Source organism: Indiicoccus explosivorum (genome assembly GCF_002167005.1).
Lineage (GTDB): Bacteria > Bacillota > Bacilli > Bacillales_A > Planococcaceae > Indiicoccus > Indiicoccus explosivorum.
On record NZ_NHTN01000051.1, the window covers coordinates 1 to 13,282 of the forward strand.

Annotated in this window: 12 protein-coding genes; all 12 read left to right on the top strand. The window is 54.4% G+C overall.

Features of this window, described 5'->3' with window-relative positions; translation table 11 throughout:
* Positions 1-232 precede the first annotated feature (232 nt).
* Positions 233-700 carry an immunoglobulin-like domain-containing protein gene (locus CCE92_RS12890; protein ID WP_088008514.1) on the top strand — a complete coding sequence of 156 codons (468 nt, stop codon included), beginning with the start codon at positions 233-235 and terminating at the stop codon, positions 698-700.
* A gap of 82 nt (positions 701-782) precedes the next feature.
* Positions 783-1,088 carry a hypothetical protein gene (locus CCE92_RS12895; RefSeq protein ID WP_088008516.1) on the top strand — a complete coding sequence of 102 codons (306 nt, stop codon included), beginning with the start codon at positions 783-785 and terminating at the stop codon, positions 1,086-1,088.
* A gap of 439 nt (positions 1,089-1,527) precedes the next feature.
* Positions 1,528-2,289, top strand: coding sequence for a hypothetical protein (locus CCE92_RS12900; RefSeq protein WP_088008518.1), 762 nt, complete (start codon positions 1,528-1,530; stop codon positions 2,287-2,289).
* A complete protein-coding gene (locus CCE92_RS12905) occupies positions 2,286-3,518 on the top strand; it encodes a glycosyltransferase family 2 protein (RefSeq protein WP_088008520.1) in 1,233 nt (410 codons plus the stop codon). The genes CCE92_RS12900 and CCE92_RS12905 overlap by 4 nt, the downstream gene beginning before the upstream one ends.
* A complete protein-coding gene (locus CCE92_RS12910; RefSeq protein WP_088008522.1) occupies positions 3,515-4,483 on the top strand; it encodes a hypothetical protein in 969 nt (322 codons plus the stop codon). Before CCE92_RS12905 ends, CCE92_RS12910 begins: the two co-directional genes overlap by 4 nt.
* Positions 4,484-4,505: 22 nt before the next feature.
* Positions 4,506-6,158, top strand: a complete 1,653-nt coding sequence (locus CCE92_RS12915) for a polysaccharide deacetylase family protein (RefSeq protein ID WP_162287877.1) — start codon at positions 4,506-4,508, stop codon at positions 6,156-6,158.
* Positions 6,159-6,436: 278 nt separating this feature from the next.
* The gene (locus CCE92_RS12920) at positions 6,437-7,198 is read left to right on the top strand and encodes a hypothetical protein (protein WP_088008527.1); all 762 of its coding nucleotides are present in this window, start codon (positions 6,437-6,439) and stop codon (positions 7,196-7,198) included.
* Positions 7,195-8,421, top strand: a complete 1,227-nt coding sequence (locus CCE92_RS12925; RefSeq protein WP_088008529.1) for a glycosyltransferase family 2 protein — start codon at positions 7,195-7,197, stop codon at positions 8,419-8,421. Before CCE92_RS12920 ends, CCE92_RS12925 begins: the two co-directional genes overlap by 4 nt.
* Complete coding sequence (locus tag CCE92_RS12930) at positions 8,418-9,392, top strand: hypothetical protein (RefSeq protein ID WP_088008531.1); 975 nt, start codon at positions 8,418-8,420, stop codon at positions 9,390-9,392. Before CCE92_RS12925 ends, CCE92_RS12930 begins: the two co-directional genes overlap by 4 nt.
* On the top strand, positions 9,385-11,013 hold the full coding sequence (locus CCE92_RS12935) for a polysaccharide deacetylase family protein (RefSeq protein WP_088008534.1): 1,629 nt from the start codon (positions 9,385-9,387) through the stop codon (positions 11,011-11,013). Before CCE92_RS12930 ends, CCE92_RS12935 begins: the two co-directional genes overlap by 8 nt.
* 224 nt (positions 11,014-11,237) lie before the next feature.
* Positions 11,238-12,335 carry a threonine aldolase family protein gene (locus CCE92_RS12940; RefSeq protein WP_088008536.1) on the top strand — a complete coding sequence of 366 codons (1,098 nt, stop codon included), beginning with the start codon at positions 11,238-11,240 and terminating at the stop codon, positions 12,333-12,335.
* Positions 12,332-13,258: an ROK family protein gene (locus CCE92_RS12945; protein WP_241536051.1), complete on the top strand. Its 927-nt coding sequence runs from the start codon at positions 12,332-12,334 to the stop codon at positions 13,256-13,258. Before CCE92_RS12940 ends, CCE92_RS12945 begins: the two co-directional genes overlap by 4 nt.
* The last annotated feature ends 24 nt before the right edge of the window (positions 13,259-13,282 follow it).

Genomic DNA, 13,282 nt, shown 5'->3' on the forward strand with positions numbered 1-13,282 from the left:
ACGCTGCAGAGTCGAAATGGCACGCTCCAGAGTCGAAATAGACGGCTGCAGAGTCGAAATAGACGGCTCCAGAGTCGAAATAGCGCGCTGCAGAGTCGAAATAGGCGGCTGCAGAGTCGAAATCCCGCCCCTCAACAGCCCCATTCTCAATACCAAATCACAAACCCCCTTGACCCCCGTCAATGCCGCTGCCTCCCGCTGCAGCTTATGCTTAAACGGGAGGCGCATTGTCATGAAAAAACAGCTGCTCATGTATTTAGTTCTCCTTGCCGCATGCAGTCAGCCCGGCCCGCCGACGCTGCCGGATCCGGTTCCGGAGCAGCGGATGGATGCGGCGGAAGCGGGACTTTCCGCCGCTCTTTCCGAGGATGCCTTCACCGGTTCTCCTCCGGTGATCACCGTCCGCCTGACAAACGGCAGCGGAAAGCCATATGAATACGGCGGCTACTTCTCGATCGAAGTGCTGAAAGACGGTGCCTGGCACGCGCTGGATCATTCCGATGCCATCTTTTTCACGGACCCCGGATTCCGGGATACCGGCGAAGTGCTGGCACCGGGGGCGGAAACGAGCCAGCCGCTTTCCGTCGAGTCACTCGGTGTGACGCTCACGCCCGGCGATTACCGTCTCGTGAAGACATTCATGCCGATGGAGGAACCGTTCCATGAAGTGTCCGTCGCCGTCCCGTTTTCGGTGGAATGAAATAAGTGCATAAACAGGTTTTATTTCCGCTGAAGGTGTCAACAGTAAGTAATGTACCCCTAAACGGAAAGGAGTTTTTTCGATGGCGGCGTATGAACTGCGGAAGCTTCAGATGACGAAGAGCGGGGAGAACATCGATTTTGCTTCAGGGTCGTTTTTGGAGAAGGAACTGGACGGGAATCAGCAGTATGAGCTGGTCATGAAGAACGTGCAGCGCTATGAGCTGTTTTTGGACAACCTGGAGTCGGAGGAGCCGGTGCACGTGACGTTCGAGACGTTCGACGGCAAGAAAGGCCGCGCCGACATGACGGTGCGGACCGTCAACCGGGAAGACCCGAAGGACAATATCGTGGAGCTTGAGACGACGCATCCGATCGAGTTTGGCTGAGGGCAGGAAGAATCATTGAGAGACCGACATCCATAAGCTTACTTCCAAATTACCGTAAACCGGCAATTTGCTTAACTGCAAATTGCTGGTTTTTTTTGATTTTTTAAAGCTTCAACAGATCAGTTGTGAAAAAAGGCTTTCTTTTGAGATTATCTAGTTCCATTTTCCTTTTTTTAGCCTTTTAATTAAATTTTCGATTGAGCGGAGAATGATATTCTGACGAAACGGATTATTTCCTGTTTTTGCCCAACCAAAAAGGATTTTAGTGTGAAATAAAAGCAGAATAAGATTTTTGTTTAAAAGAATTAAAGGTCTTAAGCACTGCTTAATTTACCGTTGTAATAAAAATAACATTTCATCAGCCTTTAAATTGTCAAAAATAATAGTATTATGACATTTAAACAACTTTTAAAAATTTCAGAAAAAAGGAATGATGAAAATGGAAAAGAACCTAAAATCATGCGGACTGCTGCTCCTTGTTCTAACGTCTGGATGGACGATCCTTGTTTTTCAATTTCCCTTTTCCAGAGAAATTGCAGTAGCGAGTGCGGTGTCTATCGTCATTCTTTGCCTGATTCATGACCGGTACAGCTTTTTTTATACTGCCAGTGTTATCGTCAGCTTTGGTGCTTACTTGATAGTATTTATGTTCCGAAATCCCTCCTTGCAGGCTTGGGAACTGTACTATATAACAAGTCACCTGTTGCTAACGGTATTCATCGTTTCCTCATGGATCATGATCAGTTACATTAAAAATCTTGGGTATGAAACAGAGCGAATGAAGAGAGAACTTGACAATATGCGCAAGACTCAACACGGAACAGACGTACTTACTCCTGCGGAATTTGCCAGCCAGGCCGTATATATCTTGAAAGCTGCGGAACGGAATCGGAAAGAGACTTGGCTCCTTACGATAGACATCGGAACAGTAGGAAAGCGAATGAGAAACAGTCTGCTGACAGCCCTCAAACAGGCGGCGACCGAAACAATTCGGGAGAAATACGATTTAGTGACAAGTACAGAAGATAAAATTTTTATCCTCCTGAAAGACACTGATGGGACCGGTGCAGAGTGCGTCTTGCGCCGATATCAGGACAAGATGCGTGGGGAGCTTAATTTTGTGAATTTTCCATTTGAATTTCAGAAGGAGCAGGTCTTTCATGTCCAACAGTTAAGGAGATTCGGGGAGGCTACTGTATGACTTTATTGCTGTATGCGATATTGGTCTTTTTCTGGTTACTTCTGTTGTTTTATTCCGCCCTCACTGTGGCTGGATTATGGCAGCGGATCAGCAGCCAAGCGCCGGAAAAACTTAAAGGAGATTATCCTAATGTAGCAGTGCTAATCCCAGCCCACAATGAAGGAGTTGTAATCGAAGATACACTGAATGCAATGGCGAAGCTCCGTTATCCTGGTGAACTAAATATTTATTTACTAGATGATAATTCCAAAGATAATACCGCGGAAATCGCGAAGGAATTTGCTGAGACCTTTTCCCGCATTCATTATATTCCGGTTCCGCCAGGTTATCCTTCGGGGAAATCACGAGTACTAAACTATGGGTTGAGTATTTCATCTTCCAAGTACTTTGTCGTTTATGATGCGGATAATGAACCCGAAGCAGATGCTGTTGAAAAACTTATAGAAACAGCAGAACAAACACCTAAAGCGGCAGGTGCTGTCGGCTATGTGAAGACTAAGAATGCTTCGGCGAATTTATTGACACGTATGATTGGCCTTGAATTCCAAGTATTCCAGCTCCTTATGCAATGCGGGAGATGGGCACTGTTCAAAATCGGCTCATTGGCCGGGACTAACATGCTTCTCCGGCGATCTGTCATCGAAGAATTAGGCGGCTATGATCCCCTGGCGCTTGCGGAAGATGCTGAGCTAACAGTTCGTTTAACCGCGCTCGGTTATGTGCTGCCTGTTGTTCCGCTATCCAGGACATGGGAACAGGAACCGGAGACGATGAAGACGTTTATCAAACAGCGGACCCGCTGGCTGAATGGAAATCTCTATTTGCTGGAGAAATCATTCCAAGACCGTTCCGCATGGTTCGGCAGGACGTTCATGCTCAGCCTCCAGCATGTGGTGACTTATCTCTTTTTTGTCCTGCTACTGGTCGTATCTGATATTTTTTTCATTGCCGGAATCACCGGTATCGGTCTCCCGTTGGTGGGAGCGCCGCTCGAGATGCTCTGGTTCATGACTTATATCGTTTATGTCTGCCAACTGCTCAGTTCACTCGTCATCGATCGGAATTTGACTGTGAAAAATGTCTTGCTTGTGCTCGTCATGTATTTCACGTATGCGCAAATTTTTCTATTCCTCCTATTCCGGAGTGTCACGATGTACACTATTAGCCGTGCACGCAAAAAGACGATTGTATGGGATAAGACACAGCGGTTCAAGGGGAATGTCGAATGAAAAGGTTCAGGGAAGCAGTCGTTCTGATCTTGCTGCTGAATGGCGGTTGCAGTCAGCCTGAAGAGGAGGAGAGTGCCGTTCCTGTTATAGAGGAAGTGCAGGACCTATATATGAACGATGAAGGGCTCATCCACGCATATCCTAGGAAAGAAGATTCCAGCTATTTATCGGAAAGCATAGGACTATACATGCATTATTTAGTAGCGACAGGCAGGGAAGCTGAATTTAAACGGCAGGTGGATCTTCTTCAAAAACACTTTTTGACGGAGCAGGATGAGGGCACATTCATTCAATGGGTCTTGCATAAAAACACAAGCGTAAACGCCCTGATCGATGATATCCGGATCATTACGGCTCTGAATGAAGCAAGTGCCGCTTTTGGCATCTCTGCCTATAAAGAACTGGCTGATCGTCTGTCACAAACAATCGCAGATAACCAACAGCATAAAGGATATACAGTAGACTACTATGACTGGTCCATCCAGAAACCGGCAAAGCGTATTACTCTCAGCTATCTGATCTCTGATCCATCGGAGACAATCCGATCGGGGAATGTACTCAAGGATATTGAAGATACAGCAGTATTTTTTCCGGAATACTATGATATTCAAGAAGAACGCTTTATCTTCGCTGAAGAGGCACACATGGTCGATCAGCTGCTGATTGCTAAGAACCGGCTGGAGTCAGGCTTGAAGTCACCGAGGTTCCATGAATGGGTTATCGCGGAATGGACCCGGAATGAGAAGCTGCATGGCAGATACGACCGGGCAACCCTCCAACCAACCGTGCCATACGAATCCTTAGCCGTCTATTATTTCCTTCACGATTACTTTTCAGCTGCTGGAAATGAGGAGTTTGCCCGACAAGTAGCGGAGCGGGCGAAGAGATTAGCGGAAGAACAACTTTCGGGGAACGTCCACTTTTTCGATTATATCCACTACCAGCTGCTTTTATTGAATGAATGAGGAACTGAAGGCGGGGAGTAAGATGAAAAAATGTTGCGCTGCCCTGATCGTCCTGTTTGCCACAGTCATTCAGTTCGGTGGATTTCAGGCGGAAGCGGCTGACCGCAGAGTGACCACACTAATCGCTTTTACCGGGGAAGAAATGGCACATGAAGGCGATCTCCATGCCCTTGATCTTGCGGCTGGGCACTTTTCTGATGAAGTGAAAATCCTTCCTTTAGAAGAAGTCGAAAATCTCGGGGATTATAGTCATGTATTTTACGCGGGATTCAGTGAGGCGGCTGTGCCTGCAGAAAAGGTTCAGTTGTTTGACAATTATACCGGAAAATTGCTGTTGATCGGTCATCACATCAACAGCTTCCGCCCGTTTGCCGATCTGGCTGCGGATGGCCGGCTGATCATGAGTGGTATTCTGGATGAGCAAGGGCGGCATTTGGCGGAAGAAGATAAAGTGTCGACGGCATTCGGATCAGTCGGGGACCGGGATATCTTTTATTTTACTGAAACCGGGGAAGGGGAATATCCGCTCGTTTTCGGAGACAGCCGTGTGTACGGGGTGGCTTCCCACAGTATTTCAGGGAATTTGGCTGATTACCTCGGTGAAGCGCTATTTGAATTCTACGGAGCTGGAAAAAAGCCGCCTGTGAAGTTTCTGCGATTGGAGGATGTCCATCCGAAAAGCGATTCTTCACAACTGAAGGAGATCGGGGAATTTTTGGCCGCCAATCGCATTCCATACGCCGTGACAGTTATTCCTGTCTACGTCAATCCTCAGACAAAGGAGGAAATCAGGCTGGTCGATGTCCCGGATCTCGTGGAAACACTCAAAATGATGCAGAAGAACGGAGCTTCACTTATTCTGCACGGATACAGGCACCAGTACCGGGATACAGAAACTGGTGAAGGCTACGAATACTGGGACTCGGAATATGACAGGCCGATTTATCAGTCGAAGGGGGAACGTGTGCTCCAGCGGGCGGATTTCAGCTCGCAGACTGATTACGAGGCATTTTTAAAAGAAGCAAAGGAGTTCGAGGAGTCATATATTGCAGGGACAGTCGAAAAGGGAGTGTCCGAGATGGCAGCGCTCGGATTGTACCCGGTCGCTTTCGAGGCGCCGCACTATGCGATGAGCCGTAACGGATATAAGGTGTTATCGGAATACTTTACAACTATTGTCGGTGAAATTCAGATTAGTGATGAAACTGGCGCTGGGCTGTCGGTCAGTTTGTTCGACAGCAGACCAGCCAAGCTCAACGGGATGCGGGTAATCCCTGAAACCCTCGGCTATATGAAAGCGGGTGACACCCACGCTCCAAAACGGATAAAGGAAAAAGCAGCATATGTCTCGACATTCTCCGATAGCTATCTTGCTTTCTTTTATCATCCTTATTTGGGATTGGATGGGCTCAAAGATATCATGGAAGGCATGCAGAAGTACCGAGACTATGAATGGATAGATCTGAAAGCGGAAAACCACCGAGTGAAGACAGATGGGATTACAATCACTGCTGCTTCCGGGAACCTCCACATCGAAAGGGAAAGTGAAGTCAAGGTTGCGATGGTGTGGAGTGTGTTCTGGTGGTTTGCCATACCGCTCGCCGTATTCGCCCTAATATTGTTTTTTTCGATATGGCGTAAATGGGTGGATAGGAATAGCAAAAAACAGATTTGATTTCAGAATATCTAAGGAAGCGTATTCTCTCTCTTCTGTCTACGGATAGGAATCAGCAGACTGTTATGCTGGCGGCAAAAACCGTTCCCGAATGGGAGCGGTTTTTTATATCCCCTTTCTAAAGACCTCTTTTCATCGAATAAAACAAGGCCTAATATTTCAAATATTACATTTCAAAAATAATCGAAAAGCAGTAGTTTCGTAGGCTAAAAAGTAGTACGATGGGATTAATAATAGAATTTTACAAAAATTAAAACACCTTAAAAGGGGTGCTGATGATGGGGGATAATCTGAAACTGGGTGTGCTGTTGCTGCTGCTGCTTGCTGCCGGCTGGGCGATTCTCGTTATTCCGCTGCCGTTCGCGCGTGAAGTGGCGTTCGTGGCGGGGCTGTCGGTGCTGGTCATGGCGGCGGTGCACGAGCGGTATGTGTTTCTTTATGCGATGAGCGCGATCCTGAGCTACGGAGCTTTTCTGACATTCTATGCGTTCCTGACGGGCAGGCAGTCGGTGAGCGAATTACCGTACATCTACAGCCACCTGCTTCTGACGGCGTTCCTTCTGCTGTATTGGGTTTTATTGAATAAAATAAAACATATCGGTTATGAGAAGGACGAGCTGAAGCGGCAGATCGGACTGCTCCAGAAATACACGGGGCATTCCGAGCTGCTGACGGCGAACGAGTTCATCGAACAGGCGGCGTGGATCATGAAGGCGGGCGAGCGCAAGAAGGAGCAGGCGTGGTTCGTGGAGATCAGCCTGGAGCATGAGAGCCGCCGGACGCGGGACAGTCTGATGGCGTCGCTGGAACGGACGATCAAAAATACGATCCGCCAGAAGTACGATTTGGTCACGAGCGTCAACGACACGATTTATCTTTTGCTGAAAGATACTGATGAGGCCGGGGCGGCGCGCGTCGTCGAGCGCTACCATGAGAACCTCCGGACCGAGCTGAATCTCCTCGAGCCGCCGTTCCGCGTCGCGGCCGTACAGGCGATGGATCTGGGGCAGCTGGCAGCCGCACTGGGGCGTTCGTCATGACGCACGCCATTACGGTCATCCTGTCGTTTTTCTGGCTGCTTCTCCTGTTTTATTCCGCATTGACGGTCGCCGGCATCTGGAGCCGCAGCCGGACACCGGAACGGGAACGGCTGGCGCATTATCCGAGTGTCGCCGTCCTGATCCCGGCCCGCGACGAAGAACTGGTGCTGGAAAGTACGCTCGGGGCGATGGTGCGCCTCGATTACGGGGGCCGGCTGGATGTGTATGTGCTGGACGATGGATCGGAGGACGGGACTGCGGCCATCGCGCAGGAATTCGCCGCCGTGTTCTCGCGCATCCACTATGTGCCGGTGCCGCCCGGGAAGCCGTCGGGGAAGTCGCGCGTGCTGAACTACGGCATCCGGACGATCGAAGCGGATTACATCGCGGTGTATGATGCCGATAATGAACCGGAACCGGATGCGGTCGAACGGCTCGTCGAGGCGGCGGAACGGACGCCGGACGCCGCGGGAGCGGTCGGATATGTGAAGACGAAGAATATGGCGGCGAACGTCCTCACGCGCATGATCGGCCTCGAGTTCCAGGTGTTCCAGCTGCTCATGCAGTGCGGGCGCTGGTCGCTGTTCAAGCTGGGCTCGCTCGCCGGCACCAATATGCTGCTGCGCAAGTCGGTCGCGACGGAGCTCGGGGACTATGATGTGTACGCGCTCGCGGAAGACGCGGAGCTGACCGTCCGGCTGAATGCCGCCGGTTACCGGCTGCCGGTCGTCCCGGATTCGCGGACGTGGGAGCAGGAGCCCGAGACGATCCGCGCGCTCATCCGGCAGCGGACGCGCTGGCTGACGGGCAACATTTACCTCCTCGAGAAATCGTTCCATGAGCGGCGGCTGTGGAAAGGGCGATCGTTCATCCTGAGTCTGCAGCACGCCTTCACGTACCTCGTGTTCGTGCTCATGCTGCTGGTGTCGGATCTGTTCTTCGTCCTCGGCGTCGCCGGTTATGAACTGCCGCATATGCAGACGCCGATCATGATGCTGTGGTTCTTGACGTATGTCGTCTACGTCGGGCAGCTGCTGAGCGCGCTCGTCATCGACCGCAGCGTGTCGCTCGCCGGCGTGCTGCTCGCCCTCGTCATGTACTTCACGTACGCCCAGCTGTTCCTGCTGCTGCTGTTCCGCAGCTTCGTCCTGTACAGCTGGAGCCGGTTCCGCCGGAAGTCTCTCGCCTGGGACAAGACGGAGCGGGTGAAACGGCCGGCATGATGGGGAATAAACTCGGACCGCTGCTGCTGGCGGGGCTGCTGCTCGGCGGATGCGCCACAGGCGGACCGGAGAGCGTGCAGGAGCAGACGGCGGACCGCTACATGGATGAGTCGGGACTCATCCGCGCGTATCCAATGGAACCGGAATCCGGCGTGCTGGCGGAAAGTCTCGGGTTGTATATGGACTACTTGCTGATGACTGACGATGCGGAAGGGTTCGAACACCAGACAGACCAGCTGGAGCGGTACTTCATCGACCGGGACGGCGGTCCGTTCATCCGCTGGCGGCTGTTCCATGACACTCAGGTCAATGCCCTCGTCGATGATGTGCGGATCATTCAGGCGCTGAATAAAGGAAGTGCGCGCTTCGGCGTTCCGGCATACCGGGAACTCGCCGCCGAACTGGCGGCGAATATCGGCACTGTGCAGCGGCGGGACGGCGTGACAGTCGATTTTTATGACTGGCAGTACGGACTGGCGGCGGACCGGGTGACACTCAGCTACTTGTCCGCCGGACTGCCGGGCGTCATCGAACCGGGGACTTTGCTGATGGATCTGGATGGCAGCAAAATATTTTTCCCGGAATACTACGACCTCGAGAGCGGTACGTACAAATCCGCTCCTGAAGTACAGTTGGTCGATCAGCTGCTGATCGCGATCAACCGCCAGGACGCGGGGCTCGAATCCGAGGCGTTCGACGCCTGGCTCTCCGCCGAATGGGAACGGAACGGCCGCCTGTACGGACGGTACGTGCGGAAGTCAGGGGAGGCGGCTGTCGGCTACGAGTCGCTCGCCGTCTACTATTTCCTGCATCGCTACTTCACGGAAACCGGGAAAGAGGCGGCGGCCGGGCAGACGGCGGCAAGGGCGGATCAGCTGTATAAGAAAAGCGATAAAGAGCGGCTGCACTTTTTTGATTTCATACTGTATCATACGCTGAAAGCGGAAAGGGAGGGGGAGGCGGATGGCTAAGATCCTGGCCGGGCTCGGTGCGCTATGGCTGCTGCTCAGCGCAGGAGCGGCACATGCCGCGGAAGGCGGCACGCTGATCATCGTGAACGCCGGCCCCGAGGCGGATGCGGCGGATGTCCAAGTGCTGGACATGGCGGCCGGTCACTTCGCGTCTTCTGTCCGGACGCTTTCCGCGGAGGCGGCGCTGGAGGAGGAGCTGGACCGCTACTCGCACATCATTTATTTCGGAGCGGACAGGCGGCCGCCAGCGGGACTGCTTGCCGGTTACGACGGACCGCTATTGCTCATCGGAGATCACTTGGATGAACTGCCGCAAGCCCGAACGCTGAAGGAACCGGTCGTCCGGCGAGTGGAGCGGATCGCCTCGGCGGATGGGGAATGGGCAGCGCCGGCGGATAAACTGCTCATCGACTACGGAGCGACGGGCGCCGGGGTGCTGTATACCGGTCGGTCCGGGGAAGGGGAATGGCCGCTCCTGTATAGGGAAGGGCAGACGTTTTTCGCCGCCATGACCGATGTGACCGGGACGGCCGCTGACGTGCTCGGGGAAGCCCTGTTCGACTTTTACGGAAAAAAACGGCGGGAGCCGAAAAAGTTCCTGCGGCTTGAGGACGTGCATCCGAAAACCGATCCGGACCGTCTGCGGGAGATCGGCGACTACTTGGCGGAGCGGGATATTCCGTACGCCATCACAGTCATCCCGGTCTATTCCAATCCGGAGACCGGCAAACGGGTGAAGCTTGCGCAGGAACCGGAACTCGTGGATGTGCTGCGCGATTTGCAGGAAAGCGGCGCTTCCATCATCCTGCATGGCTATTTCCACCGGTACCGTGACCAAGAGACGGGGGAAGGCTCGGAATACTGGGACATGGAATATGACCGGCCGATCTACCAGGCGAAAGACGACCGGGTTTATTTGCGGGAAGATTTTGCGGCAGATGCGGAATGGGACGCGTTCGTGGCGGAAGGGCTGGAGTTCGAGCGGGCGTACATATCGGAATCGGTCCGGAACGGTGTCGCGGAACTGACGGCGCTCGGTTTATATCCGCTTGCGTTCGAGGCGCCCCATTACACGATGTCCCAGTCCGGGCTGGCGGTGCTGAGCGAAATGTTCACGACGTATGTCGGGGAGGTCCAGACGTCGGATGCGACCTACAGCGGATCGTATGCGCCGCTGTTCAGCAGCAGGCCCGCTCAGCTCCACGGCATGCGCGCGGTGCCGGAGACGCTCGGTTATATCCGGCCGGGTGATCCGGCGGCGGAAGAAAAGATGCTCGGACGGGCCGCTTATGTATCGGCGTTTTCAGACAGCTGGCTGGCGCTGTTCTACCACCCGTATTTGGGGCTCGGGCGGCTGGAGAATGTCCTGTCCGGCATGGAGGCGTACGGGGATTATGCGTGGGTCGACCTTAAAGAACTGCCGAACCGGGTGACGGCCGGCGGAATCATCATCGAATCGCACAATGGGGAAATTTCCGTGGAGCGCACGGCGGGCGTCCTCGTCGCGCAGACCGCCCGGCAGATGTGGTGGATCGCCGTGCCGCTGGCTGTGGCGCTCCTCGTACTCTGGCTGTCCTTGAAAAGGGCGATGAGGATGAGGCGGCGGAGTGGAATTTCCTGAAATCGGTTTGCGGATTTTTTGGTGCCTGGCACCAATTATCTAATTGTGTCACACAACAAGAAAATAAGTGCCAGGCACCCGTTGTCAGAAAACGGGTGCCTGGCACTTTCATTTTCTCGCCCCGCCCACGCATGGCCTCTGAGAAGCACACCAAGTTGTCCGATGGGCGGACTCGTTGCATAATGGAAAGGGAAGAGTGCATGACAACATACGAGTTACGGGAGATGAGTGGAGTGCAGCGACTGAAAGAAACGTTCAACCAAACCGAAAAGCAGCTGGCGGGCCACGGAAAGCGGAACGTCAGCATCCTGAAAGAAGCGTTCGAAGGCGTCAGCGCCGGCATGATGAGCGACCAGTACGGCACCGGCGCGGTGATCGAGGATTTCCAGCAGAAGATGGCGGCTTTCCTCGGGAAAGAAGCGGCGGAGTTTTTTCCGAGCGGCACGATGGCCCAGCAGGCCGCATTGCGCATCTGGTCGGATGAGAAAGGGGTGCCGCGGGTGGCTTATCACCCGCTTTCGCATTTGGAGATCCATGAATCGGATGCGCTGAAAGAACTGCACCGGATAGATTCCGTTCTGCTGACGGACCCGGACAAGGTGATCACGCTCGAAGACATCCGGCGCCTTGAAGCACCCGTTTCCTGCATCCTTCTCGAACTGCCGCAGCGGGAGATCGGCGGTCAGCTGCCGCCTTATGAAGAACTGGAAGCGATTTCCGCTTATTGCCGGGAACATGGCATCCGCCTTCATATGGACGGCGCCCGGCTTCTGGAAGTCCTCCCGGTTTACGGGAAATCCGCGTCCGAGGTGAGCGCGCTGTTCGACAGCGTTTATTTATCGGTCTATAAAGGAATCGGCGGCATCGCAGGTGCGGTGCTCGCCGGAGATGCAGGGTTTATTGACCAGGCGAAGGTGTGGAAGCACCGCCACGGCGGCAACCTCATTTCGCTGTATCCGTACATCATGGCGGCGGACCACCATTTCGAAAAACGGAAAGACCGGTTCGGGGATTACTATACGGAAGCGAAAGCGCTGGCGGCGCGGTTCAGCGGACTTCCGCTCGTGACGACGCTGCCGGATGTGCCGGTGAGCAACATGTTCCACGTCCATATCAGCCTTCCGAAGGAGCAGGCGGCCCGTGCGCTGGCTGAGGTACAGGAGCAGACGGGGATCGGCATTGCCGCTTCCCTGAAGGACGCGGGGGCGGACCGGAGCTACTTCGAAATGGCGCTCGGCGATGCGTATGCCGAACTCACGGAAGCGGAGCTGGATGACTTGTTCAGCAGGCTCGGCCGGGCACTGGAGGCGGTCCGCGCGTGAGCGAATTGGCAGTGGGCGTGGACATCGGCGGTACAAAAGCGGCGATGGCTTTATTGAATAAAACCGGAGACTTGCTGGCGAAGAGGGTCATTCCGACAGACGCGGCGGTGCCGCCGGAAGAGATGATCGGGCGGATCGCCGCCGGAATCAGGGAACTGCTGGCGTCGGAGGGCGTCCCCGTGCGGAAGCTCGCGGGCATCGGCATCGGCGCTCCGGGGCCGCTCGACAGCCGGCGGGGCATCGTCAGCCGGCCGCCATATTTAGAGACGTGGACCGATGTGCCGATCGTCCGCATGATGGAAGCGGAATTTTCCGTGCCGGCTTTGCTCGAAAACGACGCCAGTGCGGCGGCAGTCGCCGAAAAGCGGTTCGGCGCCGGCCGTGACTGTGACAACTTCATCTATATGACGGTCAGCACCGGCATCGGCGCCGGATTCATCGCGGACGGCCGGCTGGTCCGCGGCTCGCGGGGCAACGCCGGCGAAATCGGCCACATCCCCGTCGACCCGGCGTTCGGCCGCTGCTTCTGCGGGCTGCACGGCTGCCTGGAAATGATCGCGTCAGGCACATCGATCGCAAAGCACGGATCGGCGATTGCGGGCCGGGAACTGACGACGAAAGATGTGTTCGATCTATACCAAGCCGGCCACCCGGAAATCGGCGCTTTCATCGGGCGGGCATTCAGCGCGATCGGTGTGGCGGCGGTGTCGCTCGTCAACACATTCGATCCCGAAAAAATCATCGTCGGGGGCGGCGTCTCGCAAGTCGGGGAACCGCTGCTGGAAGCGATCCGGTCGCACGTCAGCCGCTACGCACTCGACGCGGCCGGCCGCCGGACCGCCGTCGTGCCGGCTGAACTCCAGCACGACGAAGGCGTCATCGGCGCCGCGGCCCTGTGCTTTGAAAAAGAATGGGGAAAGTGAAAAAGAGTGAGAAAGAGTGAAAAA